This is a genomic window from Pseudomonas cichorii (genome assembly GCF_019719005.1).
Classification (GTDB): domain Bacteria; phylum Pseudomonadota; class Gammaproteobacteria; order Pseudomonadales; family Pseudomonadaceae; genus Aquipseudomonas; species Aquipseudomonas cichorii_E.
Genome location: NZ_JAIGPJ010000002.1, coordinates 108,611 through 134,685, shown reverse-complemented (window position 1 = coordinate 134,685; position 26,075 = coordinate 108,611). Strand labels below are relative to the sequence as shown.

Here is a 26,075-nt window from a genome sequence, read left to right as displayed (position 1 = left end):
TTCTCAGGGGTGAAAGGTTTGTTCAAAGGTTGCAGTGATGGCGTAGACCTGCCCGCCACGGTGCACAGGCTTGTAGCCGTTGCACTTGTAAAGACCCAATTCGCCGAGGGGCGGCTCCCAGAGGAAGCCCTTTGCCCCTTTGTGCCGGTCGAGGAAGTCCATGATGCCCTTGATGCGCCCCTTCAAACCCGTGAAGGTCACCGGCCAGGATTGCGAACGGTTGTTTAGGCCATCCTCGACCGATTGCTCGTAGCCGTCGCCGAACTGCTTGGATCGGACTCGCTGGGCAACATCACCCTCAGCGCCCTTCTCCATAGCCCAGGTGAATCGTTCGATAGCCATCATCGCCCCTTGATTGCGTTGTTGATGACGCCGCCCTGGCGCATATCCTTGGTTCGCAGCTCCTGATATTTCTGCTCAACAAAGGTCGCCAGCTCTTTGCCAAATAGTTCGTAGCCGGGAGCATCTGCGGTCGACGATGCGTTTCCTTCTCCATCGATATGCACCTCGACATTGATCTGCGTTGAACCTGCCCCTCCGCCCCCGATTGACATGACGCCAAGCTTGCCGCTCGACGTTCGAGTAAGAGGCATGACCGCCTCATCACCATCCTCGCCCATGATCCCGGTTTTACCGTTTGCCATACCGAACGCTGTAGGCGTACTGACGATGGAGTTGGTGAAGGCTCCGCCGTTGGCAAACATCTGCACGCCATTCGACCAAGCGCCGCCATCCGCCTGAAAATAAGCACTGGAATAACCTGCCGAGGACGCTCCAAGATCCGAGGAAACAGCCCCGGCAGATCCGGCGGCCAAACCATTTCCGCTTCCGGCCCCGAAATAGGAGCTTGCTGCTGATGTGGCCAGCCCGAATAACCCGCTCAAGGCAGACGAAGAAGCTTGCCTGGCAGCAATGCGCGCCATGTCCGCCAAGATCGACTTTGTGAAATCCGAAAACGAAAACTTGCCTGTCATGGCAAAGTTCACAATTCCGTCTTCCATGCTGGAAAAGGCGCTGGTGAACAGGCTCTTTGTCTGCCCTGCAACATCGCGGGCCGACTCCAGGTAGTTCTGGAAGGCAGATGATGCGCCGGCACTCCAATCGCCTTGGGCGGCGGTCATATCGTTGTAGTTGGCAACTGCTGTCTCCTGCAGGTCCCTCTGCGTCCTATCCAGCGCGCCCAGCTTCTGGTTGTACTCGTCAAGGCTCATACCTCGCGCGCCATCACCATACTGATTGGCCAGGTCCAGCTTTTGCTGGTTGATCCTGTCATTGATGGAGTTCTGTTGGCTGTAGAGACCTTGCTGGCGATCCCCCATGCCCAACGTTGCTGCCGAGCGTTGCCCCTGCCCTCTCAAGGTCGCGACCTGCTGCTGGAGAGCGTCGGTGTAGGTCTTGACTGCCTGCTCCTGCTTCTTCAGCCGACCCTGCTCGTTTGAGGCAAGCACATTCAGTTGTGTGTCAGCGTCCTGCTGAGCCTTGACCATGCTGGCCCTGGCATCGGCAATTTTCTGATCAAGCTGAATACGCTGCTCCGCGCTTGTCGTGCCTTTTGCTCTTGCCGCTTCCAGCGCTGCGATTTCAGCCTCATAAGCGGCAGTGACATCACCTTTTTCTTGCTCAACGATAGCCATACGCTGGCTGGAGTAGGATTCAGCGGATACCAGGCCGGCCTTCTGGGCTGCGTCCAGTTCCTTCTGGATGTTGTCGTAGTAGCCGGTGATCGATTTGAGCTGGTTTTGAGCGTCATTGAAGGCGGTCAGATCGACAGCGCCTGCGGATGGGGCTTTAGGGTCCTTGAACTGTTCAGCGATGTTTGCTTTAACCCGCGCGACGTTCTCTGGCTTTAACCGGGCGTCGTTCGCGTCAGTCTTGCGAATGGTTTCAAGCGACTTCGCATAGTCCTTCAGTGCATCGGCACGCTTTTCGGCGTTCGTCCTGGCGGCCTTCTCCAGCACATCGACCTTGGTCATTGCCAAGACTGTCGCCTGTTGCCTCTGAGCATCCAGTGCCCGAGCAGCAGCGATCGCTGATTGGGTGTCGCGCTGCCGAGTCAAATATTCCAGTTCAAGCCTGGAGTTCTTCAGCTTTTCCTCTGCATCGGTATCGGCAGAGTTGCCTTTGACAGCTGATTCAGCATAAGCCACACGACGCTGAGCGTCAGTAATCTGATCTGCTAAGGTCTGCTCACGGCCAACTTCCTTGATCGAATCGATAGCATCCTTGGCCCCATCGCTGACGGCTTTCCACCCCTTTTCCCAGAGTCCCAAGTTCTTGACGATCTCTGCGGAACGATCATTGATCGTGCTTGCATATGTGTCTGTCAGAATCTTTGCGGCACCGATCGTGTCACCTTGCTCCTTAAGCGCAACAATTTGCGAGTAGACGGATGCAGTGAGGAATCCATACTGAGCATTCAACTCCTTGGCTGCCGCGACAGGGTCCTTGCCTATTTTGGCGAACTCGGCGACCGTTTTCTCGACTGACTTGCCGGTGGCGTCCTCCATATTCGCCGCAGCTTCGGCCACAGTCTTGAAACTGTCGCCCGCAATGGTGCCGCTATTGGCAATGAGCACCAAAGACGCAGCGGCCTCACCAATGGTGCCGTTGGCAGCGGAAACCTGCTGGGCCATTGTGGCGAGTTGGTCAGCAGTTGTTCCAGCTCGATTCCCCGTCAAAATCAGGGTGTCGCCGAACTTGTCACCTTCCTTGCTGCCTTGTGCGTAGCCATAGATAACCGCGCCAATAGCCGCTGCAGCCGACAAGGCTGCGGTGACAACGACGCCAAACCCAATAGTCAGTGGTGGCGTGGCTGCGTTCAGAGCGCCAGCCGCCTCTCTGGCGTTCTTTGCAGCATCAGCAGCCGTGTTCGCGCCCTCAGCCATCGCACCAAGACTTTCACCTGCAGCATCAGCCCCCTCAGCCGCCGCTTTTGCGCCAGACCCAACGGTTTCAAGGGCGTCACCCACGACACCAATGCCACCACCCAGGCCGAGCACTGACTTTATCTTGCCGCCCAATACGTCAAGCGTTGGGCCAATGCCGCCGAACGAGTCGGCGATCTGACCGCCTTGCTGTATCAGGACAAGAAGAGGATTCTGCCCACCAGCAAGGCTGGTAAAGATATCGGTGAACTGGGCGGGAAGCTGCCGCAGCGCGGCCTGAGTTTGAGCAGAAGAAACGCCGGTTTTTTGCAGGCTATCGTCGAAGTCCCCAAGCTTTTGCCTGGAAGCATCGATGCGGCCCGAGTATTCACTGAACGTGTCGGCATCGATCAGCCCTGCACTCTTGTACTTTTGCAGTTGAGCCTGCTGCTCATCCAGCTTGCCCAGCGCTGCGATGGCGGGATTGATCTTGCCCAGTAGAGTTTGCAGCCCCTCAGCCTGAACCCGAGTTGCAGCGGCAGCCTTTCGGGCCTCTTCGGCAAGGCGATCCTCTGTTGCAAGGAGCGCCTGAGCGCGAGAGTTGATTGCGGCAAGCTCTGCGTTCCAGTCACGAGCCGAAGAGGCTCCACCATCCATGGCGGACGAAGTGCTGTTAACGCTGGAAGAAAGGTTCTGATAGTACTGGCTCGACTCAAGAGATGCCTTGGCCATCGCGGTTAGGCGTGCCATGGCCTCTTCAGTCGACTCTGCAACCCTATCCTCGGCGGCAGCAAGACCACCAGCAGCCGCAGATGCTTTGTCAAAGCTTGAGGCTACTCCCGCGGCAGCCTTTTCAGCCTTGCCACCAGCCTGCGCCAGGCGGTCGAGATTGTCGGTCGCCTGAACGGCGTCGCCCGAGTCGATCCGAATCCCGAGTTCGGCAATGCTGGTCATGGTTCACTCCAAGGATTCGGCCATCACAGCCAGAGCCTCAACCTCCATCACTCGAAGGTCGGGAAAAATGTCGGTGAGATCGCGGCGGTTTATGCCGAGCATTGAGGCGGTAACGGGGATGACGTTGTAGTCCAAACCAGAAGGGCCGCCCTGCCCGAGACGCCACTGAGTCGAAAGCGCCTCGAACAACCGAAAGGCAGGCCATGCATCCGGCCATACCTCGACCTCTTCATCAGAAATGTCTGCCGAGGTAAGCCCTAAAGCAGAAAGCTGCTCGGCTGACGGCCCGAGCTCATATATGGCCCGGGCCGCCTCCCTCAGTTTCCCAGGCGGGCCGGGGCGTAAGCAGACTGGTATGCATTGATCACAGCCTCAGGCGCCCCAATGCAGGTGCTCACAAGGTTGGCAATCGATTCGTCGCTGAACTTGTCGTCGAATCCCCAGCCACTGACCACATCCTTGATCTGCTCCACTTGCAGTGAAATCTCACCAGCGGTGGCATCAACCCAGGAAAGGCTTTCGTCTTTGACCTTCGCTGCGTATTCAGTTCGTGCCGCATTCCAACGGTCAAACATCGCGGCCAACGTTGCACGGTCGAAATATTTGAACTCGAAATCAACCTCGACCGGCTCGCCACCCACACGAGGTATCTTGACTGGGGCCGTGAATGTCGGGTTTTGCGCAATTTTGATCTTCGCCATGAGAACTCCTTACGCGCCGGCCAGGTAACGAAGCGAACGGGCCGAAAGGCCGACGCTGATGGTTCGGGTCATCACGTTGTTCCGCTCCATGGTCGGGTCAGTGGTGATGCTGACGTAGCCTGGGTAGAGGATCTGATCACCATTGCGGAGTTTCATGCGGATCACAGTGAGTTCTTTGGAAGCGTCGTAACCCTCTACCGACTCGATGTACGCCGCCGTCGGCTGGTCTTCGACAATAATCGTCAGACTGGTCGGATTTCGGTTGGTCGGGAACTGCTTGTCATCGTCATCTTCCAGGTAACCGACTGTCGCATACTGCTGCTCGCCGCCGGCTGAATTGAAGGAAGTAACTTTGGATATCTGCACCCAGTCGGAGACAGGCAGAACCGAGCCTACACCCGCGCCTGCGGTGAAGAATTCGGCATCACTGGTATCCAGGCCAGCAAGGGCGAATACATCTTCACCGACACCAGAGGCTTTGACGGCTCGGTCATTGATCCGAGCCCAGCCAGAGTTAACCAGCAGGACGTCACCGTTCTGGATGGCGTGATCCGCGGCGGTAGCTACCGGCGGTTTTGCGTTGGTCAGCGCAGTGAAAGCGACGGCAGAACCGATGACACGTGCAATTTCCAGCACGGCGCCGTTCGGCAGCGGGAAGCGTGCGGCCATGTTTTATTCCTCTTGATAGCCCGCCAGGCGGCGGTTGGTTATGCCCCAACGGGCGATTGGTCTGCGACACCCCGGTAGGTGAAGCTGGCTGGAACCGTATAGGTCGCCGACTCGGTAATGGTGGGTCCCTGCTCTACCGGCTCAGTGATAAGCCCCTCAAAGCCATTGCGACTGAGTGACGAATCGACCCGGAACAGATCGGAGAGCTCATCGACCAGCGCCTCGGCAGTAGCCAATGGCTGGCCTGCCGGGCAAACAATGCTGACCTGATAAATCCCTGAGTACTCGTAGGCCTCGCCACCCAAGTAGCGGCAAGTGGTTCCAGCCGGAAGCTGAAATGCGCGAAGATAGGTTTCATCGGGGCGAGCCTCGAAGCTTTGCTCAAAGTTCGCCACCCGGATCGGGCGCGCGGCAGCCCAGCCCATCAATTTGATCTCGATAGCCTGCCTGGCTCGTGCTTGGCTCATACGCGGTTGTTCCTGATGGCTTCTTCGACGATGCGCTGGAAGTCAGCGACGGTGACGCGCACCATGCCGGAAGGGGCTTGGGTGCTGTGGCCAAATTCCAAAGGAACGGCGTAAGGCAGGTTGTTGACGATATAGGCAACCTCTCCTGCGCTCAGGTCACCAGCTCCGGCGATGATGCGATCCAACGTCTCCCCGGCATTCTCGACATCCTCGATCTCACCAGCAGCAGGTGTCCCCGTGGAGAATTGCCAGTTACTGCGGAATCGGCCACCGACATATCCCTGGCCAACCGTCCGGACGCCAAACCCGAAGTTCTCGCGCTGCTCTCGCTTGGTGAGTGGCTTGCGAAGCCGAAGGCCTTTCTTCAGATTGTCACTCTTTGTGTAGTTCGCCTGATTTGACGTGATGCTGGCGTTGATGGCTTCTGCTCGGGAGTTGTACGCTGCGATCTGCTCAGATGCACCGCCTTGCGCCTCGACATTCACCTTCCAGATATCCGGATTACCTACCGGGGACATGGTGATCAGCTTTCTGCCGACTGCGATCACGACCTCGCGAAAGGTCAGGTCCATTGATTCCTTGGCCGCTTCCGCAAACTCCTGAAGCTGAGCCGAAAAGCTACCGTCCAGACCGCCATAGCGCTCTGTCATGTGCGAGCCACGCGCCATGATTACTTCCTCAGTTGGATGGTCCAGGTAGCCTTGGCCGGGTCTTGGCCAACATTCATGACGCGATGGTCGTTAATGCGGTCGCCTATGGCGGGAGCGGCTGGCGTCTGCGTTACCTCGTCGCCCTCCTTCATGAACAGCTCGTTCTGGAGGATCTTGAGGCGAATGTCAGTGGACAGAATGCGTGTGCCGTCGATTTCACGGGCCTTGTACTGCCCAAAGACACCGCGACCAACGTAACGTGTGTTTATTGATGTGCTTCCACCCAACTCCGGGTCATACACTCCCTGTACGGATCGACTTCCTTCAACAGCAGATACGGCGTCGGCCAAGTCCGTGTTGAAGGCCTGAGCCAGTTCGGCCTGCAGCTCATCTCGAAGCCCCATATCACCCTCTCACGATCTTGACCTGACCATTGCCGAGGTACTTGGCAAGTAGGGCCAGAGCGAAAGACTCGCCAGCACTTATAGAGCGAGACGACTCCGAGTAGGTCTTGCTGCTCGATACACCGTCGGCATTCACCGATCGGCTTAGCACCCCTGTCTCCTTGGCCGCATACAGACTGCCTGCTGCTGCCTCCCGTGCAACCTCAGCACCTGCCTGGATTACATCGCCCGGTACCGGATCAAAATCAGGTAGGTTCAAGTTAGTGAGCCAGGTGTTGGCCATCAGCACCGAGCGAGACTTTTGGTCTTCAGACGCCCAACTGGCACCGAGTAGCCCATCCACCTGCTCGACACTGATGTAGATGGTCATTAAGCAGCCTCGCCCAGCAGTTTTTGCAGGTCTTCCAGGTTGGCGGCAGGCTCGAACTGAACACCTTTCTCGGTCAGTTTGCCCTTGAGCTCCGCGATAGCATTGAAGTCATCGAGCAACTTCTGCAGCTCTGGCTTTTTGGCCTTTTCATCGAAGGTGACACCATTGGCTGTCAACGTAGTGCGCAGTTCCTCGATGCTCAGAGCACCCCCTTTACCCCGAGCCTTGGTATCAGTGCCAACCTTGACAGGCTCAGGATGCTCATAATCATCCGGGGCAAAGCTGGCATCGAGGATCTTGTAGCCCTTCTGCCGCAGTTCAGCCTTTCGCTCAGCAGTGACTGGATGCGTTTCATAAATGACTTTTTCGGACATGACACTCTCCATGAAATGCGGCCTCGAAAGACCGCATCAACTGATTGATTAAGCTTGACCAACAGCCAAAACACCGGCCGTGTGCTTGATGCTCGCCGCGACCTTGTCCCAGTTCGCACCGGTAGCGAGAGCAGCGTCATCAGGAGAGGCGCCACCGTTGGCAACGTCCCAGGCATAACCACGGAGGCCGACACCGAAGCTGTAGTCGATCTGTAGGGTGGTCTCGATGCGCTCCTTGCCGTTGCTGGTATCGATGTTCGAGATCAAGTCGCGCGCATCGTGAACAGTGGCAGCCCCTTGAGCCAGAGACAGGACGCGGCGCTTGGCCGGCGCGGCAGGATCAGCGATAGCGGCGCTATACAGCGCTGGCGCATCGGTCACGACTACCAAACGACCCAGGATGTCGACAACACGCACACTGTCAGACTTGAACAGTTGCTCGGCGTTGGTGAGGTTCTGACCCACAAAGGCGTGGAACTGAGCGCCATCCATAACCTGTGCGATCAGTTGGCTGGAGTGATCGCCGAACAGTGCATGGCTATCGTTCACAGCGATGTAATCCACCTTCTTGGTGGCCGACACATCAGCCACAGCCGCAGCACCTTGGTTGCTGATCGCGGCGACCAGTGCGGCGATGGCGGTGTTCAGTTGATCCTGCAGCAGGGATTCAGCGAAGTAGCGGGACGCCACTTCCACGCCCTCTGCGCTCGGCTTACGCAACCAGGTCATCTGAGAGGGCTCATAGCGCACCGGGCCGAAGCCGCCAGCGACCTTGACGGTGTTGTGCTTGAGCTGGGTGAGATCTACCGGGTTCACAGCGCCGTTGTTGCTGTAACGGTTCACGCGGCGACGCGCGCCAGCCAGGCCAGCGTAGAAACTGGTTTGGAGAAAGTCGCCGTCAAAACCGTCAGTGGTGAGCAGGATCGCGCCGCCCGACGCAGCATTGAAGCGCTCAACCATTTGAGCCAGCGTCTCGATAGTCGCCGGCATGAAATAGGTGTTGAACACCTCCATATCGGAAAGTGCCATGTGGTATTACCCCTTTTGGTGTTGCCCGGATGGGCTGAATGAAGGATTGTCAGAGCGTCCACTCTGGTGCGCCGTACCCCATCCGGGATGACAGCCAGGTACGATCAGGACTGAGCCAGATCGGGGAATTGCGATTTGATTGCTTGCAGGCGGTCTTCTTTGTTGCCGCCGAAATTGCCTTTTCCAACTGCAGGCTTGCCGCCTGAGCCGTTACCGTTTGGGGCACCGCCGCCGTTAGCACCGGAGCTTTTGAGGATCTGATCCTTGTATGGGTACTGATCCACCAGCGCCTCCAGCGCTTCGTCGAAATCAGCAACCTCACCGGGGCGAGCTCGGCTGAAAATCTTGTTGCCAGCCTGGTCGTAGGCAACCACCTTGCCTTCTTCGATCTTGAAGGCCTGCCCGAAGCGGGCCTGCACCAGATCGCCAGGGATCGCGAACTTTTCCGAGATCAGTTTCGAGCGGCTGAAGCTTCCACCGATGAGCTCACCGTGCAGTTGGCCTTGCAGTGTCTCCAGATCACCCTGCAGAGTCTTTTCGCGCTCGGCAGCGGCTTTGGCAGCGGCTGCAACTTGCTCTTCTGCAGCACGCTTGGCAGCGGACTTGATCTCCTCGACCTTGCCCGCAGTTACCAGGTCGCCTTCCTTGAGGTTTTTGACGGTTTCCAGCGCCTTGATAGCCGCCTCGGCATCCTCGATGCCCTCGAACAGTTTGGCGCGAGACTCAGCCGCTTCCTTGGCTTCTCGGTGCCCCTGAGCTTCGCGATTCAGGGCCGAGATTTTGGTGACGGCGGCAGCCGCGTCGAACGGAGCCTCTTTGCCGTCATCGTGGACGTAGACAGGCTGGCCGTTTTGCACGACTACATTGCCGCTCTCATCGATTTTGAGCTTCATGGATTAATCTCCGGGCATCCGCCCATTGGCAGGCCTTCCGGCCAAGTTGCGCCCCGTCCATCCGAACCGCAGGCATAAAAAACCCGCACTAGGCGGGGCTTTGAAGGTGCGCGCCACAAAATCGCATCTGTCTATTTCGTGGCGCGGTCTACTTGAGTCGCTCTCGTAGTTCATCGAGAGTCAAAAGCTTGCCCTTATCGTTATAGAAAGAACTGAGCTTCAGTCCGCCCTCACGCATCAACCGCCCTCGCTCAGGCCCAAGGATCTCGTCTTGGCGTGCGGCCGACTGCTTGCCAAGCCATTCCGCATAGGTCATTGACTCCGGCACTTGGCCGTCCATGCTCGCCCGCGTTGCTCCATCATTCAGCGCAAGGGCCTTGGCGCTCTTGAGCACTGGTAGCTTGGTGGAACGGCAACAGAAGTGAATGCGCCCCGGCCCGGCCAGCCATGGAATCTTGTGCCCAATAGGCTTGTAGGTGCCCAGCGTATAGGACAGGCGATCACGGATTCGGCAATCGGATGACGTGTGGTTGTCCAGCGTACTGAGCCACTCAACATGACTGATGATGTCGCTGTTGGCCTCGTATGCTGCGTCACTGGCCGTTTCGGCAGTGTGGGACACGGCAGACCGGACTACCGCCTCAAGGTCCCGCCTGGCCTTCTGGAGGGAGCCGTCGGCATAGCGTTCCACCCGGCTGCCCATGACGGTGCGAACGATCTCGGCCGTAGGGCGCCCCTCAACCACTCCAGCCCGCACAGCGTCACGAACCGCGGCGGCGCGACTGGTTTCGATACCCGCAACCCACTCCTTGAGCAGACGCCCCTGGAATGGCCGCGCCTGGGCAATGGCCTTCACTGCGCTGAAGGCAGGCGATACAAGCGGATATGCCTCCTGCACCACCGTCGGCAGCACAGCACGTAGCGCGCCCTGCTGGAACGCCAGTTCGTAACTGACCAGCCCATCGGTCAACTGATCCAGCGCAAGACTGATCTGGACGAAGGACTGCCGGTTGATTCGGAGTACCGTCGAGAGCGCCATATCGACTGCGGCAGCCGACAGGTCAGTGCCCAGGTTGTCGATGGCCTCGATCAGTGATGTGCGAAGGTCTGCATCTGCGCTGTTCAGGATTTTGATGATCGCCACGACCTGACTGTTGCTCAACCTGGACAGGTCGACCTCATGACCGATCAGTTCGTTCAGCAACTTCTCGTTTGCCGTCTTCATCAGAGCGTACCGAGAGCGGGGCCTTGGGCTTCAATCTTCGCCAGCTCATCAGCCCATTCGTATTCGTCGCTGATCACTCCGCGGCGCTGCATTTCGGCGAAATGCGTTTCCTTGGAGATCATCCCCGCGTTGGCCATACCGACCAGCGTCGGCAATGACACCTCTGGCATGTAATCAATATCGAAGTTGCCTCGCATCTCAACCGTGCCACCGCTGCCAAGCGAACGATAGTCGGCCATGAACTGGAGCAACTGAGCCAGGCAATCAGCGAATTGGTGAGCCATGCGGGCAAGAGGTGACAGCTCCTGAGCCGCCTCCTCCTCCGCCTGGGTGGCTGTCTTGGTCGCGGATTTTTCTGGCGTGAGCAACTTCGCACCAGCCATTCGCATTTCGTCGATCAGATCCTTCAGCGCGGTACGCCCTGCCTCAACAGCCTGGCCAGTGTGCTCCACATACTTGAGGTCGCCGTTGACAGGAAGATCCGTGAGAGAGCCCATGCCCACCTTGAACTCTGGCGGTATCACTTTGCCCTGGTTATCGAACTGGGCCTGCACCCCGAGACGCACCAGAATCGGCACCCGGATGACATGCAGGATGTTGTCTTGGTCGCTCTGGCTCTGCCAATGCTTTACGTTCAGATGGGCAAGTTCCAGCAGTGGCGGTTTCGCTGTCATGAAGCCAGTGCGGCTGGTGTAGAACGTAACCCATGGAATGTTGTTCAGGCTGTTTACGCCCTCATCGTAGATGCCGAACTTGCCGCTTTTGTCTTCCCGGCGATATATCCTCCATGCGCCAGGCTCCAGTACCCGGATCTGTTCGACGCGCCTTGCTCCGAACTCGCCGTCATCCTCCTCCACGACCTCGATGTAACGAATCATGGTCAGCACGCCACCCTTGGAACGCCAGCCCAAGACTTGCTCGGGCTTCACCAGCACGACGTAAGGGCGAACACCGGCAGCTTTTTCGTCGGCCTTGGTCTTCAGATCGTCAGCCTGCTGGTGATCTACGAATGCATGGCACAAACCATGGCTCATTCCTTCACTGAAGAATCCAACTGCCCAGGAGTTCAGGTCGTTACCGGCCAGATCGATATCCTTAGTCATTTCTACGATGACATCAGGTGCGTCGTCACCTACCTGCAATGGCTCAGCAAACACTCGGGACGTCATGTTAACGACGGTTTCCGAGTAAGCCGGAAGAAGAGTCGAAAGACGAAGACGCTCCTTGTAAGCGCAGTCATCTTCAGCCGGATACTGCGGAAGAAGGCACTTGCCAGCTGCACGCATGGCCATGGTTCCGCCCATGAGTGGCGAGATCACAGCCCAGTACTCACGCATCGCGTCGACTGCTGGCAGCGTGATGCTTGGGTTGTCGGACATGGTTACATTCTCAGGGGTTGGCTGGTGGACATCGCCACGTTGATCGGGAACCGCTTGGCAATGAAGTAGCCAGCAGCATCGTTCATATGGTCGTGACCCTTCTTCGGGTCTTTGTCCGGCTCGCCTTTGTCGGTGTAGGTCTGGCGTTCCAGGCACTGCGTGAGCTGTGGGCACTGGTCGATGTTGACCTTGAGCCTGCGCTCACCGTAGGTGTTCAGGAGCATGGCGTTGACCGAGTTGACCCGGTCTTTGACGCCAGGGTTTGTCGAATCCACCACCACGGTAAAGTTGGCCTTCTTGAGCAGGGAAAGGTCAGATTCGCTGGCATTCTTGCTGCTGGTGTTCTGGCCTGAAGCGTCCGGGTAAACCGCTATGCTGTGGCCGGGGAAGCGCGCCTGGATCTTCTCGATCATCTCCGGCGTGTCGCGCACACCATGGAACTCATCTAGAGCCAACGGCAGGCCGTCGCGAACGACATAGACAACTGCGGCCATCTTCATGACGTTGAAGTCCATGCCGATGTGCAGGGCCTCGCCTGGCTTTATCCGCTCGGTTGTGCGGCATTCGGTACGGCTGAACGTGTAGTAAACGACGCCTGAGTAGTTCTCGAACCCAGCTTCGTACTCTTGCCGGAAGGTCCGTGGGTCCATCTTGCGGCGTGCCGCTTCCAGCTCCTCGGCCGGGACGTTGCCGCCCTGCAGCGAGGTATACTGCCAGCTCTTGTGGTCCGGCTCCCCGCCTTCTTGCCCATCGCGGTACGTGTCGTAGCAGTGGTTGAAGCCCTTCGGCGTGCCGATCCGTAGCGCGTGACCACCCTTTCGTGTTTCGCCACTCGGCAGGGTGTACTGACACGTCGAGAGCATCGGACGCAGGACTTCCTCCCATGCAGCCCATGGACAGTCGGCCCATTCGTCAACTAGGACAAAGAACAGGCCAGAGCCGCGCAAGTTGTCGTAGTTGTCGAGCCCGACCACGCGCATGATGTGGCCGGACTTGAGGGTGATCGAGCACTCTGTCTCGTTTGGGCGGTGCGCACGCCAAGCCTCCGGGATCGCCTGTTTCAGCCGACGCCAAAAAACTCGCTTGGCCTGCTTGAATGTCGGAGCGCCATACCAGATCTCATCCTCCACGCTGACACCCCACTCTGCCGCCAACCTGGCAGCCCGGCGCATCTCAGCCTTGCCGAGGAAAGTCTTGCCAAACCGACGACCACACACCGCATCACGAAACCGTGCGCTGGGCTGGAAGCCCCACACGTAAATGTTCGCCTGCTTAGGTGTCAGCTTGACCGGAGCGTCATAGGTACGGGGTAGGCGGGACATTCTCGTCTGGCTCCAGCTTGTACTCAGCAACGGCATGCGGCTGGTCGGCCTGAGAGCCAAGGGGCTTTTCGGGTTCAAGTCGGCGGTTGACGTAGACATCACCCACCTCTTTGGCGGCCTGTTCCAACAACTGGGCAGTCAGTGCCATGTTCTTCATGTTCTCGGCTTTCTCAGCCATGCGACCAAGCGCCCGAAGCCGATAAGCCCGATTGGCAATCGGTATATCGAGCGTCTCTTCACGGAATCGCTTACGGGCTTCGTTGAACATGTCGACCCAGCGCTTGGCGAGCGTCTTGCTGCAGCGCTTTGTAGGGTCGTGCGACTCCACCTGCTGGCGGCTCACTTCGATGTTGAATTCACGCTTGACGGCCTCCGCCACCTGAGAAGGTGTATCGAAGCAGGCCAACGCCTGAACGATGAAGGCCTTAACCTCGCTGCTCAGGGCTGCCATAGGATTGGGTTCCGTCTATTGCTGTCTATCCTCAGGCCAATTTGAGCAGACAGGTTCCGCAGGCCCTCGATATGTTGATTCTTGCCACTTCGGGTGGCTTGCTTGCTGCGTCGATGAGCAGTTGAACGTCATGGCTTGCACCGTAGCGGCGGACCACTCCGACAAACTCCTCGACATCGTGTGAGCGCATTTCCAGCTTCGGCATGCCCGTATCCCTGTTGAAGGCCGGCGCACCGTACTTATCCGACTTGTGCGCCACGTGATAGAGCTCATGTTCAACCAGGGCGCAGAACTCGGCGTCACCGCACTGAGCACAGTAGTCGGCAGCCAGGGTAATGATGAATTCGGGTTCCTCACCGAACCACTCACGCATCTGCTGCTCGGCTCGAGCTTTCTGCCATCCTCCTGCACGATGCATGACCATCTCGGCCTGACCCAGCACTGTGCGACCCTGCTTGGCGAATGAACCGGACGCCCATAGAACGCCGATGTTCGCCCCGATCAGGTGAGCATGGTCTTCGTTGTGAATGCTGCCGGTGTCGGCAAGGATCTCGGTCGATATCCACTCCCATACCTCGGGAGCAGGCTCAAGAGTCAGGAATACAGCCTCAAGCACGCTTGGCGGAGGGATTGGCCTGTTCATGCCGCCTCCCAGTCGTGCTGCTTTGTGATCATGGGTAGCACCAATAATGCGAAAGGATGATTGCTGCCGAATACGGTTACCGGTATTGATGAGCTCCAATCAATTCATGGAGATCGACATGCCCGATAGATACAGGGTTGTTCAAAGGCCGCACGTGGTGCTTCTTTCGCTGCGGCCGGGCGAGCAACCACCAAGCATTCCGATTGATGAGTTCTGCTTCCAGATAGAAGACTCTCGGTCAGACGGCGATTACGTCGGTGAATCGTACGCCCTTGAGGCCGAGGCTCGGCTGGCTTGCGATCGGCTAAACGGGAAATAGTATTCGCGCCGCACTAACCCTGCGGCACACCCTCTTCGCGGATAACCACAGCCTTTACCTTCCCGCCCGTGTAGATATCCCGCTTCATCGCAGCTCGCACCGCATCCTCAGCGCTTGCGCCCATATCCATTGCAGCCAGGGCATACGCCGATCCGCTGCCGATGGCGTCAGGGTTCGCCGGATCAAGCTCCAGTTTCCAGATGCCGGTCTTGTCGCAGTGACCGACCATCAGCAACTTGCCGCCATCAACTACATATCCAGAGCATTCGACTGGAACCGGCGACGGGGTTCCGAAGTAAGCCGCGATCAGGGCCTTCTCGTCGCAGACAGCCCCAGACAGGAAGAACTTGACCCCATCGACGACATGACACTTCGAGCAATCATCAGAAACGATTGTGCCGCTTCGGGTCTGGCGGGTGTCGTGGGCGATCACGCCGTCTTTGTAGGCGATGGTTGTCATGGATTCACTCTACTGTGCAGGTCGGCCAGATCACCCGGGCGCATGCCAGCGCTTCGGCATGACTCAGAGCTGGACCCATAGGGATCATTGGGAATGGTGGGTAGCCAGGTGCGTGGACGAGCCAGGACTTTTTCATGCCGCTCTCGCCTGCCGTAGCTCAATCTCTATTGGCCCGATGTAGAACCGGCGCGTGCATGGCCTGGCAGGCAGGCGAATCCAATAGCAATGCCAGTTAAATGGTCGAAAGCAGATCAGTAAGTGTCCCGAAGCCCAGCCCTAAGACGCGAACCAACCATTGCCTCGATAGGGGTCGATGAAGCGACCGTGCCTGCTCTGCTGCATACACACCTCGCGCCACGAAATGGCAGCTATCGAATTTTTGGCGCTACTGGCTCGACCTGCTCAGCGCCTCATCCGCCTTGTCTACGGCCTTGCTGGCAGTATCAGCCGCCTGAGTGGCAGTGCTTGCCGCAGCCTCTGCCTTGCCCGCCAGCTTGTTGATTCGTAGGTCACGCTGCTTGAGCGCCTCGTCATACCCGCGCCGGACCTCGACCACCTGGGCGACGTACCAGCTGGACAGCGACCACTGGGCTACTTGAAAGCCCAGCATCGCACCACCCGCCAGCAGCAGGATCGCAATGAGCCAGACCTCCACTCGACGCCACCAGTGGCGGGCAATGAAGTTGATTGCGCATCTGTCCATCAGCTGACACCTCCCAACTTTGTGCGCAAGCGAGTGATCTCATCGCTTTGCTGGGTTACTCGTTGAGTGAGCTGCGCAACCTGGCTTGTGAGAGCTTCAATCTTGCCCTCCATACGACCAACCGCAGCAGCCAGCTCGTTGCGCTCTTTTGCGAACTGATCCGCCCGGGCTTCAGCCTCCTTGCGAGCCTCGCGCTCAGAATCGAGCAATTCATTCAGACGCCGGACAGTGCCGATATCAGCATTGTCCATTGCCCGATCAGCAGCATCCTTGGAGAGGAATTTCCTCAGCCACAGAAAGCCACCCAGTAGGATGGTGCCGGTCCCGCCCAGCCAGGTAGCTGTGCCTGGGCCAAGGTCAGTTGGGTCCATCGGTACTCCAGATACGAAAAAGGCCCAGCGGATGCTGAGCCTCGAAATAGGTGTGCACGTCTTTCCGTGCTGTCTGCCAACAACCAATCAAGCGTCGACACCCCAATGCATCGATCTCGCTCAACCAGTTACGCGCCACCCTTTTCAGCGTGAGGCAAGGATGCGCGGGCTGCCGGTTTTTTTCCGTAGCACTGCACTACCGGCTTATCAGTGTCCAGGCTCCCCAAAGGGCTGCCCTGGCTGCAGGTCCATCAAATCGCAGGTAACAAAAAACCCGGCTTTTGGGGCCGGGCTTTGGGTAGATATTTGCCAGAGGCAAAACTCTAATATGGCGAAATGATGCCGAATCGCCGACAAAACGTCAAGCGGCTTCTTTCATGACCGAAATTGCCTGAGAAACCGGAACCAATGCGGCCTTGTCGAGCTGGTTGCAAGCATCAAAACAATACTCGACAAATTGAGCCCAATCCCTGGCCCACTGGTCACCCACCAGCGCTACGCCAAATTCCTCAAGAACCCACTTCCTCATGTGTTCAGCACCTGGCAGCGGATCAACGCCTTCACTCTGTCCGCCCTGGTGCATGCGGCGGTACCTGTGCAGAACAGCCATGGCCACGTAACGCGCTTTCTCAAACTTGCGCGCTGTCATCTTCGGCCCCAGAGCATAGGCAGCGTGCAGCACGCGCTCGTCCGCCTCCTCCTTATCGTCTATACCGGCGAGCGGGCTGTACATGTGGTTGCCGAATGCCTGCAGATGGTCGGGCAGCGATGCAATCGCGTGCTGAATTCGCGCCGACATCGACTGATGCATCGCGTGCCGACTGTTCACCGACTTCTCCGTCTTCTGTACAGAGCAGCCCAGCAGGCCGATCTGCTCGATATGGGCACCCTGGCTATCCCATGGGGTATAGAGCGCATCGTGCCAGGCTGCCCGGGCGCTGTTTAGTTTGATCATGCTGCTTTCCCCTCAAGCTGTTTGATTTTTGCCCGGCACTCGGCCTTGATTTCTTGCAGATCAGGAATGGTGTAGCGCTTCGGCTCGCAGGGGCCTATCAGGGCCTCTACTGCCGTAAGGCCAATACGGCGTTCAAGCTCAGGCCTGTACCCATGAATGTTCCCGCTCAAGTGGTTGTTGCAGACCGAGCAGGCCTTGTGCACATTGAGCGGGTTGAACCGATGCTCCGGCGACGAGCCGACACTGAGGAAATGCGATGCGTGCCATTGACCCTGCCAAGTCGCTGGCTTGTCACAACTCACGCAACCCAGGTGAGCGTCACGCAGCCTGATCCAGCGATTGAACAGGGCCTGGGCCTCTCGCATGTGTTCGCCTTTGGTCTTCACACGCTCTTTCGCCGCCTTCAGCTCTTGCCGTCCGACCTCGGCCAGAGCCTTCCTCGCCCTGGGCTGGTTTTCCTGCGCGATAGCCAGGCCGCAGGCCGGACTGCAGACAACCTGCCCCATTCGAGACGGTAAGAACTTGCAGGCGCAGGCTGGGTTGCGGCAAGTCTTCTTGCGCGGAGTGCGCTGGGTGATGCCGCTCGCCTTGAGCGGTGCAGTGCGTTTCAGTTCTGAGCGCTTCATGCAAAGCTCCCGATCTGGCCGGCGGCATCCAGGGCGGCCTGCTCGGTTTCAAAGTGCGCGGAAAGGACCAGCCGCCAGCAGGCATTGAAGACGTCGCGATACAGCGGCTCAAACGCCGTGTCATCCATGTTCGCCCAACTGATCGACTTGGCTTCCTTGCGAACCCCGTCGGGGGTGCGAACCAAATGGAAGTGACCGGCCTCGATAGTCACCCACTCACGGAAAGCCTCGCGGCTCTTATCGACTGCCGGAAAGCGCTCGGCGCGATCAGCTTCGATCTGGGCTATGTAGGCGGCAACCGCTTCTGAGAGCTGCCCCGGCTTTCCGCTTGCGCTCTCAAAGAACTTGGCCAGCCCCTGGATGCCTCGCAACTCCTGCCGAGGGACAAGCCCTCCGACCGGCTCCCAGTAATCCCATGCAAGGTCCAGCATGGCGAAGAACTTGCCGTGGAACTTTGCGTTGCGCATCCGGGTGAACTTGCCATGAATGACTTGGCCAGCCTTCCAGCTCTGGATCGTTTCACGGTCTGCATCAGTGGCTGGCACCAAGCCTTGCGCGGTGCGAATGAGTGCGAGATCAGCCATGGCTCTGCTCCTTGGCCATGGCGTCGTCATAGTCAAAAAGACAGTCAATGGCGTCGCGGACGCTTGAAAAAGGACCGTCTACAGTCCATGCATACCCCTCAAGCTCATGAGCGCCGTAGCCTGACCCCTCCTTGTCAAGTCGATCCAGGCGCTCTGCATCCTTACGCAGCGCCTCGTTCTCGGTCTTGAGCTGCTCGAATCGCTGATTGATTACGTCTGCACGGTGCTTGCCCAACTCAGGAGCCTTGACCGACTTCTGCACCCACTCCGTCTTTTCTATCCATTCGAGGTGAGCAGCTTTGAACTGGTCGCGCTCGGCAGCCAGAGATTCAAAGTCCTGAACAGGGCCAAGTACACCGTCACCGCCGCAGGTTCCGCACACATCGATGATTGGCTCTGGCGGCTGGTTGTAGCCCTCATAGCTGCTACGCCCTGAATGAACCTCGCCTTGGCCTTGGCAGTCGCGGCACATGCAAAGCCTTGCACTGATACGCTCAATCTCCCCAAGGAGGGAAAGGATGGTGGCCGGGCTGGCGGCGGCGATAAACCGGGCATCCGAGCAGTCGCCCTCATCTTCGTAGGTCTCGCAAACTGTCTCGCAGTCGCGCCCGAAAACCTGACTGATTCCGCCATGCTGGCACCAAGGGCCGGTTGTTGCAGCCTCAGCCAGCGCCTTGAGCTCTTTCTTGTCTACGGTCATGGCCTCGCCCCCTTGCGCTCTGCAAAGCCCCAGTAGAGGGACTTGAGCCCGCATACGACGAAGAAAACAAGGCATGCCGCCTCAAAGACGACTTCATGCTGCACGCCTGCTGCGATGAGCCACAGAACACTCATCATCTGGTTGAATTGAGAGTGGCTCATGGAGAAACCCTCAGGCCGACGGCCTCGATGGCGGCTCGACAATCATTGATCGCGTGGATCGCTTCTCCTGGATCGTCGTATCCGTAGTGATCAGGCAGCTCGATTGCCAGAGCATCGCGGGAAGATTTCCAGACGCCCCAGGAATGGAAGTAGGCCTCATAACCGGCGATGGTCGATCCGGTATGGCGTGCTGTCTTGATCTCAACCAAGGCGTAGCGGCTGGTTTCTTCGCTCCAGAGGACGCCAGCAGGGACCGGGTAGCGGGATTCAAATTGCTCACGGATCGCGCTCATTGGGCGGCCTCCATTTTTTCGCCTTGCTGGAGCACCTGCTCGAACCGCCCAGCAGCCTTGTTCACCAAGTCGATCTTGTCGCTCTCGCTCAGGACAGGGACGCACACGAAGTCGATACCTGCCTTTGCGTACTTCTGCGCTACGTCGACTGCCCGGCGAAGCGTTGGTGGGGTGGCGCGGTTCATTTCGCATGCTCCTGGTGGTGGGCCCGCTTTTGGGTGCCGTCAGCCATGACGATGCGCCGGTCTGCACCCTTCGTGAGGCGGACAATGTCCTTGGCTCCGACAACGATCTGGAAACCGGCAGACTGGAGGTTTTCTACGGTAATGCGCTGGGCGGCGGTCATTGGGATTTCCCCTTTCCGAATTTTTCCAGCAGCAGCTCACGCGCTTTAGCGCCGTCTGCCGGGATGCCTTGTAGAGCGATCAACTCAATGGCAACCCGATCACTCAGCTCCTGAGCAATTTCAAATTCACTCTTCTGACCGTCGTGACCGATGCCGATGGCGATGTCATCCAGCGGCAACCCATCAACGAGCATGCGAACAGTGATTTCGTAGGCCCGCTCGAATACATCCATTGCCTTGTCGGGTTCGAGTTCGGTCAGGTTGTGCATCTCGCACTGGAGAGCTGCATGACGAACCGCTGAGTGTGACCACTGCCGCGAACTACTTCGACCCGGATGCAGATTGAGCAGAGCCTCACGAAATGCCTTGTCCGTCGAGGGAATTCCAAGCATCTCGGGGGTCGGCTTACACCACCTGATGAACTGCCCTACGCTCGGCGCGAATGGCGATCCGCTCATGCGGCACTGCTCGATGCCGAAGCGAATCTGGTCAATCGTGTTGATGCGAGCGGCAATGAACCCTTTCGTCCAGCTACGACGCGCCGAAGCCAGTGCCTTGTCATCAGGCCAAGCCTGCTTGTAGGCTGGGAAAATGGCCTGCAGTTGGCGAAACAAGCGCTCAACGACTTCGCCGGTTGCGTCATCAACCTCGCCCAGCGGTTGGGCAGGCGCTTGGTACGGCTGGGTCGTGCCGATAGCCCGAGAAGCGCCAGGAATGAGCTGCGCTACGCTTTTCATAGGTCGTCGCTCGTGTCTCGACGCCACGACTGATCGTAGAAATCAGGGCCGTTAGCTTGGCGGCGTGGCTGGAAGTGATGCACGTTGTCGACAACTTCGGGGAACTCATCCTCCCAGCGCTTGCCGTTTAGCCATGTCGAGGCATGCGGAATGAACTGTCCGTTGTCCTTGGTCCAGCCCGGCGTAGTCGAGTGAGCAGCCAGCGCTTTCAGGATCTGGTCGAACAGAGCCTGCGTGAGCTTGAGTTTGTCCCATGCCTTCTGAGCCTTGTCCTTCCCGACCTTGCGCGGATACAGCTTCCAGAACCGAGAGAACAGCTCTGCGCAATCAATCGTCGGTGACGACGTATTGAGGGAATCAGGAATCAGGTTAAGGGAATCAAGAGAGAGGGAATCAGCAGGGAAAGAACCATGCGAGTCTGGTGCTTGCATGGTGCTTGCATCAGGCTTTCCATCGAAGCCCTCTAAACCGGGCATTTCAGGGATGGTGCTCTTGGCCTCTTTCATGTGCGGATTCTGGTGCTTAGTCCAGTTGATCACCTGAATGGCTTTCACATCACCCACGGTATAACGCTTGATGAACCCCAAATGATCCAGGTCATCAAGCATGCGGTTGATGTCGACGTTATCAGCCGGGAACAGCGCCATCTTAAGTCGGCGCGGCCGATCCTCAAGGCGGCCCTCACGGTCAGCCTCGGTCCACATGCCGATGAACAGCAGGCGCGTTGCAAAGTCCAGCTCTGCCAGGTGTTCGTTCGAGAAGAACCCCGGCTTTATGTTGCGGGATCTGGCCATCATTGGGCCTCCAGCTTTGCGATCAGGTCGCGGGCGCTACGCTCGATAGCGAGCCGCTCCCGATCTGGCATTTGGTTGTAGTAGAACAAGGCCCGATGCAGGTTCTTGGCTGCATCCAGAAGCTCCGGGTATTCGGAGCAATCGCCCATGTGAGCACTGGTGATTCGACCCCCAGCCAAGGGCATGCCCAGACGGATCGGAGCGGTAGCGCCTTCGATGACCACGGTTATGCGGCTCATGCTGCACCGCCAAGCAGATCCGCTTCGCGGCCCGACCAAAGCGACTGAAGCTTGGTGAAGCCCTTTCCAGTGACCTTGCAGGTGAACTTTGTCTTGCGCTCACCGGTTTCCGGGCATTTGTAAGAGTGCGGTTCGGCTACCAGGTAGCCAGCCTCAACCCTGCCCTGATACGGAGTGTTATGGCGATCAACCCAGCGCTGCTGGCGCATGAAAGCAAACAGGCGGTTTTGGCCGGTGCCAATGGACTGGGCCACTTCCCGCACCGAATGGATGCTGGTCGAAGTGATAACTGCGTTGAAGAAATCGACCTTCGGCGCATCAGCAACCACCTTCTGCTCCAACAGGTGGTTTTCCTGTGTGAGTTCGGTGTTGTCCGCTTCCAGGTATACGACCTTGCGGACGTTGTCCGTCAGCAGAGCCAGTAACACCTTCGGGTCGTTCAGGCTAGCAATGTCGAAGACAGGCTTGGCGCTGGATTCTTCCAGCTCCTGCCAGCGGTCAATGACACGCGCCCGGTGCTCATCGCTGTAGCCAGCGATAACCAGATGAGTGTCTCGCTCGCAGAGGTCGTAAACCTCAATGGGCCTGCCGCCAGTAGCCTCTCGACGACTTATACGACTTGATCGTAAAAGCCCTTTTGCGAAAAGACGCTCGATTGTCACGACTACGTCGTTGTGGCGAGCCTCTACAAGGTCGGCGATTTCTCGCGATGACATCGTGCGCGCCACGTTTTGCGATTGTGCAATTTCGTGGTGCGGTAATGGCGGGTTGACGCTATGGTGAGAACTAGGCATTATTCGCTCCAGAACTTAGCTGTATGTGCTGCACTGAAAACCACCCTGGCCGGTGGTTTTTTTGTGCCTGCGGTTTGTGTTTCCCATTACAGGTGCTCATGAGTCCCTCAGGGACTTATCAGCCCTCTTCCCTAGTGAACGGACATTGCTCCTGCTGGGAGGCGGCCTTGTCATTCGGTCTAGCGCGGCATCGATGATCTGCGCTGCCAGTTGTTCAGGTGTTATCCCTTTGCGCTCTGCAAGAATCTGCAGATCGCTGGCACCCCTCCCGTCCAACTGGATTTCCAGCTCTTTCTTTTCAGGCACAGGGCCTCCTCGGCCACTTCAGGCGACGTCAGTCTTCGCGTTAAGCTCTTCCATCATCTGGTTCAGGCCGCGCTCGAGGATTTCACGAGCAAGGACGGCTTTCTGCGTGCGCTGGAAACGGGCCATGGCAGTGAGAAGGTCGTCGGCGGCTTCATCCAAGCGGACCTTTGTAGGTCTGTCATGCATGTGGCTCGGGTGAAAGTGCATTGCTTGCTCCTTGTGGCTGATGAAGTTGGTTAAGCGGCAGTTAAAGGTTGTTTTTCAGGCGGAAATACATCGTCAAGCACGCACTTCGCGCCAAGAGAGTTAAGGGCTACGACAATCAGCCGGGCCTCGCTCAGGCCGGGGCTGCGTAGGCCGGACTCGTAGTTGGCGAGGCGAGATTGATTCCAGTCGAGCGCCCGACGTAGCGCCGCCTGGGTTATCCCGGCCTTCTCTCGGATCGTTCGGACTTGGTTCATTTCGGTTCCTCCTCAATTGCACGAAGGATAAACACGCATCGTGTTAAAGGCAAACACAAAAAGTGAGAGATGGGTATTTCATAGCGTGATTAAAATCCCCTGCATGAATGAATCTCTAGGACAAAGGCTTCAGCGTCTTCGCTTGGCCGCAGGAAAATCCCAGGCAGCCTTCGCAAAGCTATGCGGGTGGGAGTCTCAATCTCGGATAGGCAACTACGAATCCGGGGCTAGAGAACCCACGCTTGGCGATATTGAGTTGATGGCAAAAGCTCTGGGCGTTCCATATGGCGTGCTGCTACTTGGCGATAGCTTTTTTGATGCTCAAGGGGGCTGGCGTGAACCTTCCAACGTGGCCGAGATTCCTCAGCCTGAGCGCATGTATCGCTATCCAATCGTGAGCTGGGTCACCGCTGGCAATTGGTCGGAAGCGGTTCAGCCTTTCCCGGATGGCTTTTCGGATCGGTATGACGTTTCCGACTACAAAGCTAAAGGCCCGGCTTTTTGGCTGGAGGTAAAAGGCGACTCTATGACGTCCCCGACCGCCCCCTCAATTCCTGAAGGCTCACAGATATTGGTGGACACCGAGGCCGAGGTGCGCCCTGGAAAGCTTGTAATTGCAAAGCTCGCCGACAGCGATAAGGCGACATTCAAGAAGTTGGTAGAGGACGGCGGCGTAAAGTATCTGAAGCCGTTGAACCCGGCGTATCCAACCATCCAGTGCGGCGAAGACTGCCGGATTATCGGCGTTGTAGTCAGGTCGTTGACGAAGTTTGCGTGACGGAAAGACAGCTACCAAGGAATGGATCATGAAAGTCAGAATGTTCGCAACTTTAGCAACGGTAGTCATGCCTGTGATTGCCGCTGAAGCCCCGCTGAATGTGCCATCAGACACGAAGGCCAGCTATTTCGTCCTGGAGCGCGACACCAAGGGCAATGAGCGCAAGATCATCACTAAGCGAGTCGGGCCAAGCGGCACCAGCTACTCGCAACGATTGGTCAACTGCCCTGCCCACACAGCAAAATATCTGGGCGATGGCGATACGCTGGATGCAATGAGAGCGTCCAAGCCGGACGCTAATATGGGGCCAATCGTTCAGGGTTCGATTACTTTTTACGTTGCTGAAGCAGCGTGCAGGTGAGCCAGGTCATCTGGCGTGGCGGGGATTTTTAGGCAGGCCTCAGTGATCTGAAATGCGCGAAAGACTTGAGGTCAGCCTTGACCAACACATGGGGGCTCAATGGCTGAAGGCAGGTCGACCAGTTTGCCTTCCCATGACAAAGCGTTCTTGATGTTTCTGGTGATCTCGTAGCGCCTGGCGTCCAGGCTCTCGCCAGAGTCCAGAATTTTTTCGATGTATTCGAGCGACTTGAAAACTCGCTCTTTAGGAGTGAGATCGCACATGGCTGAGCGTCCTGCTGTAAAGGTTGGAGACTGGATCTGGATCGGCCAGACGCCTTGCGTCGTGGCTATGGTGCACCAAGATACGACGATATGTGACCTGATGGTCGTTTCACACCCCGAGAAGCCAACGAACAGTGATGTGATCTGGGGTGGTAGCGCCTGGCAGTTCGCACCGGGGGATTTCGGCGGGTACGCCGACCGTAACCATCGCCTTTCAGAGTTCGTGGCCAAGCTCAAGCGCGGGCCGCACTGGAAGCCATAGCTCATGCAGCAGAACCTGCCGTATGACGGATACCAGAAGCGGCACAAGGCAATCATGGAGCAGTAAGGAGGCAAGGCATTCTATTTATTCAAGCTGATTTACCTTGCCGCTAGCCAGCAATACAGGTGCGCGCACCCCATAAAACTCAGTAAACATTAAGGGTTTAGCGATGTCCGAAGAAAATGAGAGCGAAGGCGAAAGCATAGTCCTAAGCCGAATGAAGTCGATAACTTTCAGCCAGCTTGATAGTTTTTATGATGAAAAAGGTACTAAAAACGCTTGCGGAAATTGTGGATCTCGCAGGTGGAGGCATGTAGGCGACGATGATGGTCCAGCCCTGCTTAAGTTGTTGGCCTATAACCGCGATGGGGCATTTTCTCTTGCGTTTGCAATTAACTGCGAGGAATGCGGAAACATGCGGCTCACAAATGGAGGAACTGTTTTCGATTCGATCTACCCCGAGGAAAGTGAATGAGCTCAAGAGACGGGAGGCCCTCATTATTTGGTATACCCGGGGGCAAAGGTGACAAGGGCGCCGGTTCGGGTAATACTGGGGGCGGCCCACCTCCGGGAGACGAGAAAATGGAAGCGCGAGTAGCTGCACTCGAAAAATCGAATCTGGAGATCCGCGAAAAGCTTGTTCGGGTAGAGAGCAAGCTCGAGGGAATTGAGAAAAGCATGGCCACCAAAACGGACATAGCGGATCTCAAAACTGCAATTGCGGAAGGCTTTACCAGCCAGACCAAATGGTTTATCAGCACTGCCATTGCGCTGGCAGTTATCGCCTTCACGGCGGCAAAATTCATACATTGATTATTTTTCCAGTCAAACACCCGGCCCCGCGCCGGGTTTTTCGTATCCGCCCCTCCCTCCTTTATCGACCTGCGCATTCTGCGTTGACCTGCTGATTCTCTAGCGGCCTGCATAGCTGACCTGGCCCGCCATTGAGCGGGCTTTTTTGTGGGTGCCAGAAAATAAATCACATTTTGTGTTGACCAAATAAACACAATACGTGATAGTTCACCCATCGAGACGCCACAGCGCCTCAGGCCCTCAAAAGCCCCGCTCTTTAAAAACCAAGACCGCCAAGCCTGCAGGCATAGCAGGCCACTATCCCAGCAGGGCTCTAGTGCGATCAGGTGTGCCGTGACAGAAGCGGCATTCAAG

40 protein-coding genes are annotated in these 26,075 nt (G+C 57.5%); 5 read left to right on the top strand and 35 right to left on the bottom strand.

Annotated features, from left to right (window positions below):
• Positions 1-3 precede the first annotated feature (3 nt).
• The 34 genes from K5D32_RS02730 to K5D32_RS02565 all read right to left on the bottom strand — a co-directional run bounded on the left by K5D32_RS02730 (position 4) and on the right by K5D32_RS02565 (position 23,244).
• Positions 4-342, bottom strand: a complete 339-nt coding sequence (locus K5D32_RS02730; RefSeq protein WP_221599166.1) for a phage tail protein — start codon at positions 340-342, stop codon at positions 4-6.
• Positions 342-3,818 (bottom strand): phage tail tape measure protein, encoded by a 3,477-nt coding sequence (locus tag K5D32_RS02725; RefSeq protein WP_221599165.1) that lies wholly within the window; start codon positions 3,816-3,818, stop codon positions 342-344. The genes K5D32_RS02730 and K5D32_RS02725 overlap by 1 nt, the downstream gene beginning before the upstream one ends.
• A gap of 3 nt (positions 3,819-3,821) precedes the next feature.
• Entirely contained in the window at positions 3,822-4,118 is a 297-nt protein-coding gene (locus tag K5D32_RS02720) for a DUF1799 domain-containing protein (RefSeq protein ID WP_221599281.1), read from the bottom strand.
• A gap of 17 nt (positions 4,119-4,135) precedes the next feature.
• A complete protein-coding gene (locus K5D32_RS02715; protein WP_221599164.1) occupies positions 4,136-4,519 on the bottom strand; it encodes a phage tail assembly chaperone in 384 nt (127 codons plus the stop codon).
• 9 nt (positions 4,520-4,528) lie between these two features.
• Positions 4,529-5,188, bottom strand: a complete 660-nt coding sequence (locus K5D32_RS02710) for a phage tail protein (protein WP_221599163.1) — start codon at positions 5,186-5,188, stop codon at positions 4,529-4,531.
• Between the two features lie 38 nt (positions 5,189-5,226).
• Positions 5,227-5,655 carry a phage tail terminator-like protein gene (locus K5D32_RS02705; protein WP_221599162.1) on the bottom strand — a complete coding sequence of 143 codons (429 nt, stop codon included), beginning with the start codon at positions 5,653-5,655 and terminating at the stop codon, positions 5,227-5,229.
• Positions 5,652-6,323: a hypothetical protein gene (locus K5D32_RS02700; protein ID WP_221599161.1), complete on the bottom strand. Its 672-nt coding sequence runs from the start codon at positions 6,321-6,323 to the stop codon at positions 5,652-5,654. The genes K5D32_RS02705 and K5D32_RS02700 overlap by 4 nt, the downstream gene beginning before the upstream one ends.
• Positions 6,324-6,325: 2 nt before the next feature.
• Entirely contained in the window at positions 6,326-6,709 is a 384-nt protein-coding gene (locus tag K5D32_RS02695; RefSeq protein ID WP_221599160.1) for a hypothetical protein, read from the bottom strand.
• 1 nt (position 6,710) lies between these two features.
• Positions 6,711-7,079, bottom strand: a complete 369-nt coding sequence (locus tag K5D32_RS02690) for a hypothetical protein (RefSeq protein ID WP_221599159.1) — start codon at positions 7,077-7,079, stop codon at positions 6,711-6,713.
• Entirely contained in the window at positions 7,079-7,453 is a 375-nt protein-coding gene (locus K5D32_RS02685) for a HeH/LEM domain-containing protein (protein ID WP_221599158.1), read from the bottom strand. Before K5D32_RS02685 ends, K5D32_RS02690 begins: the two co-directional genes overlap by 1 nt.
• Positions 7,454-7,501: 48 nt before the next feature.
• Positions 7,502-8,482 (bottom strand): major capsid protein, encoded by a 981-nt coding sequence (locus K5D32_RS02680; protein ID WP_221599157.1) that lies wholly within the window; start codon positions 8,480-8,482, stop codon positions 7,502-7,504.
• A gap of 104 nt (positions 8,483-8,586) precedes the next feature.
• Positions 8,587-9,375 (bottom strand): DUF6651 domain-containing protein, encoded by a 789-nt coding sequence (locus K5D32_RS02675; RefSeq protein WP_221599156.1) that lies wholly within the window; start codon positions 9,373-9,375, stop codon positions 8,587-8,589.
• A 148-nt stretch (positions 9,376-9,523) separates the two neighbouring features.
• Positions 9,524-10,600: a hypothetical protein gene (locus tag K5D32_RS02670; RefSeq protein WP_221599155.1), complete on the bottom strand. Its 1,077-nt coding sequence runs from the start codon at positions 10,598-10,600 to the stop codon at positions 9,524-9,526.
• A complete protein-coding gene (locus tag K5D32_RS02665) occupies positions 10,600-11,979 on the bottom strand; it encodes a DUF4055 domain-containing protein (RefSeq protein WP_221599153.1) in 1,380 nt (459 codons plus the stop codon). The genes K5D32_RS02670 and K5D32_RS02665 overlap by 1 nt, the downstream gene beginning before the upstream one ends.
• 2 nt (positions 11,980-11,981) lie before the next feature.
• On the bottom strand, positions 11,982-13,301 hold the full coding sequence (locus tag K5D32_RS02660) for a terminase (RefSeq protein ID WP_221599152.1): 1,320 nt from the start codon (positions 13,299-13,301) through the stop codon (positions 11,982-11,984).
• Positions 13,276-13,752, bottom strand: coding sequence for a DUF2280 domain-containing protein (locus K5D32_RS02655; RefSeq protein WP_221599151.1), 477 nt, complete (start codon positions 13,750-13,752; stop codon positions 13,276-13,278). The genes K5D32_RS02660 and K5D32_RS02655 overlap by 26 nt, the downstream gene beginning before the upstream one ends.
• A 31-nt stretch (positions 13,753-13,783) precedes the next feature.
• Positions 13,784-14,395: a putative metallopeptidase gene (locus K5D32_RS02650; RefSeq protein ID WP_221599150.1), complete on the bottom strand. Its 612-nt coding sequence runs from the start codon at positions 14,393-14,395 to the stop codon at positions 13,784-13,786.
• Between the two features lie 332 nt (positions 14,396-14,727).
• Positions 14,728-15,174: a proteasome subunit beta gene (locus tag K5D32_RS02645; RefSeq protein ID WP_221599149.1), complete on the bottom strand. Its 447-nt coding sequence runs from the start codon at positions 15,172-15,174 to the stop codon at positions 14,728-14,730.
• A 385-nt stretch (positions 15,175-15,559) separates the two neighbouring features.
• Positions 15,560-15,877, bottom strand: a complete 318-nt coding sequence (locus K5D32_RS02640; protein WP_221599148.1) for a hypothetical protein — start codon at positions 15,875-15,877, stop codon at positions 15,560-15,562.
• A complete protein-coding gene (locus K5D32_RS02635) occupies positions 15,877-16,248 on the bottom strand; it encodes a chemotaxis protein (protein WP_095067907.1) in 372 nt (123 codons plus the stop codon). The genes K5D32_RS02640 and K5D32_RS02635 overlap by 1 nt, the downstream gene beginning before the upstream one ends.
• Before the next feature lie 361 nt (positions 16,249-16,609).
• Positions 16,610-17,203 carry a hypothetical protein gene (locus K5D32_RS02630; protein ID WP_260407134.1) on the bottom strand — a complete coding sequence of 198 codons (594 nt, stop codon included), beginning with the start codon at positions 17,201-17,203 and terminating at the stop codon, positions 16,610-16,612.
• The gene (locus tag K5D32_RS02625; RefSeq protein WP_221599147.1) at positions 17,200-17,829 is read right to left on the bottom strand and encodes a recombination protein NinG; all 630 of its coding nucleotides are present in this window, start codon (positions 17,827-17,829) and stop codon (positions 17,200-17,202) included. Before K5D32_RS02625 ends, K5D32_RS02630 begins: the two co-directional genes overlap by 4 nt.
• On the bottom strand, positions 17,826-18,413 hold the full coding sequence (locus K5D32_RS02620) for a DUF1367 family protein (RefSeq protein ID WP_221599146.1): 588 nt from the start codon (positions 18,411-18,413) through the stop codon (positions 17,826-17,828). Before K5D32_RS02620 ends, K5D32_RS02625 begins: the two co-directional genes overlap by 4 nt.
• Entirely contained in the window at positions 18,406-19,113 is a 708-nt protein-coding gene (locus K5D32_RS02615) for an ead/Ea22-like family protein (RefSeq protein ID WP_221599145.1), read from the bottom strand. The genes K5D32_RS02620 and K5D32_RS02615 overlap by 8 nt, the downstream gene beginning before the upstream one ends.
• Positions 19,110-19,274: a hypothetical protein gene (locus K5D32_RS02610; RefSeq protein WP_221599144.1), complete on the bottom strand. Its 165-nt coding sequence runs from the start codon at positions 19,272-19,274 to the stop codon at positions 19,110-19,112. The genes K5D32_RS02615 and K5D32_RS02610 overlap by 4 nt, the downstream gene beginning before the upstream one ends.
• Positions 19,271-19,567: a hypothetical protein gene (locus K5D32_RS02605; protein WP_221599143.1), complete on the bottom strand. Its 297-nt coding sequence runs from the start codon at positions 19,565-19,567 to the stop codon at positions 19,271-19,273. Before K5D32_RS02605 ends, K5D32_RS02610 begins: the two co-directional genes overlap by 4 nt.
• On the bottom strand, positions 19,564-19,752 hold the full coding sequence (locus tag K5D32_RS02600) for a DUF1382 family protein (RefSeq protein WP_221599142.1): 189 nt from the start codon (positions 19,750-19,752) through the stop codon (positions 19,564-19,566). Before K5D32_RS02600 ends, K5D32_RS02605 begins: the two co-directional genes overlap by 4 nt.
• Complete coding sequence (locus K5D32_RS02595; RefSeq protein WP_221599141.1) at positions 19,749-19,913, bottom strand: hypothetical protein; 165 nt, start codon at positions 19,911-19,913, stop codon at positions 19,749-19,751. The genes K5D32_RS02600 and K5D32_RS02595 overlap by 4 nt, the downstream gene beginning before the upstream one ends.
• Positions 19,910-20,650: a replication protein P gene (locus K5D32_RS02590; RefSeq protein ID WP_221599140.1), complete on the bottom strand. Its 741-nt coding sequence runs from the start codon at positions 20,648-20,650 to the stop codon at positions 19,910-19,912. The genes K5D32_RS02595 and K5D32_RS02590 overlap by 4 nt, the downstream gene beginning before the upstream one ends.
• Positions 20,647-21,447 (bottom strand): hypothetical protein, encoded by an 801-nt coding sequence (locus K5D32_RS02585; protein WP_311775763.1) that lies wholly within the window; start codon positions 21,445-21,447, stop codon positions 20,647-20,649. Before K5D32_RS02585 ends, K5D32_RS02590 begins: the two co-directional genes overlap by 4 nt.
• Positions 21,444-21,683: a hypothetical protein gene (locus tag K5D32_RS02580; RefSeq protein ID WP_221599139.1), complete on the bottom strand. Its 240-nt coding sequence runs from the start codon at positions 21,681-21,683 to the stop codon at positions 21,444-21,446. The genes K5D32_RS02585 and K5D32_RS02580 overlap by 4 nt, the downstream gene beginning before the upstream one ends.
• Positions 21,680-22,477, bottom strand: a complete 798-nt coding sequence (locus tag K5D32_RS02575; RefSeq protein WP_221599138.1) for a phage antirepressor KilAC domain-containing protein — start codon at positions 22,475-22,477, stop codon at positions 21,680-21,682. Before K5D32_RS02575 ends, K5D32_RS02580 begins: the two co-directional genes overlap by 4 nt.
• A 324-nt stretch (positions 22,478-22,801) precedes the next feature.
• Positions 22,802-22,990, bottom strand: coding sequence for a hypothetical protein (locus tag K5D32_RS02570; RefSeq protein ID WP_221599137.1), 189 nt, complete (start codon positions 22,988-22,990; stop codon positions 22,802-22,804).
• Positions 22,991-23,019: 29 nt separating this feature from the next.
• A complete protein-coding gene (locus tag K5D32_RS02565; protein ID WP_221599136.1) occupies positions 23,020-23,244 on the bottom strand; it encodes a helix-turn-helix transcriptional regulator in 225 nt (74 codons plus the stop codon).
• A 40-nt stretch (positions 23,245-23,284) separates the two neighbouring features.
• Here K5D32_RS02565 and K5D32_RS02560 point away from each other — a divergent pair, with 40 nt between their 5' ends.
• Both K5D32_RS02560 and K5D32_RS02555 read left to right on the top strand, forming a co-directional pair.
• A complete protein-coding gene (locus K5D32_RS02560; protein ID WP_221599135.1) occupies positions 23,285-24,022 on the top strand; it encodes a LexA family transcriptional regulator in 738 nt (245 codons plus the stop codon).
• Between the two features lie 28 nt (positions 24,023-24,050).
• Entirely contained in the window at positions 24,051-24,383 is a 333-nt protein-coding gene (locus K5D32_RS02555) for a hypothetical protein (protein WP_221599134.1), read from the top strand.
• A 71-nt stretch (positions 24,384-24,454) separates the two neighbouring features.
• On the opposite strand, the gene K5D32_RS02550 is transcribed toward K5D32_RS02555, so the two are convergent.
• Positions 24,455-24,646: a hypothetical protein gene (locus tag K5D32_RS02550; protein ID WP_221599133.1), complete on the bottom strand. Its 192-nt coding sequence runs from the start codon at positions 24,644-24,646 to the stop codon at positions 24,455-24,457.
• Between the two features lie 100 nt (positions 24,647-24,746).
• Between K5D32_RS02550 and K5D32_RS02545 the strand changes: the two genes are divergently transcribed.
• The 3 genes from K5D32_RS02545 (at position 24,747) to K5D32_RS02535 (ending at position 25,721) form a co-directional block, all read left to right on the top strand.
• Positions 24,747-24,908 carry a hypothetical protein gene (locus K5D32_RS02545; protein WP_221599132.1) on the top strand — a complete coding sequence of 54 codons (162 nt, stop codon included), beginning with the start codon at positions 24,747-24,749 and terminating at the stop codon, positions 24,906-24,908.
• A 169-nt stretch (positions 24,909-25,077) separates the two neighbouring features.
• The gene (locus K5D32_RS02540; protein ID WP_221599131.1) at positions 25,078-25,383 is read left to right on the top strand and encodes a hypothetical protein; all 306 of its coding nucleotides are present in this window, start codon (positions 25,078-25,080) and stop codon (positions 25,381-25,383) included.
• Between the two features lie 107 nt (positions 25,384-25,490).
• Positions 25,491-25,721 carry a hypothetical protein gene (locus K5D32_RS02535; protein WP_221599130.1) on the top strand — a complete coding sequence of 77 codons (231 nt, stop codon included), beginning with the start codon at positions 25,491-25,493 and terminating at the stop codon, positions 25,719-25,721.
• The last annotated feature ends 354 nt before the right edge of the window (positions 25,722-26,075 follow it).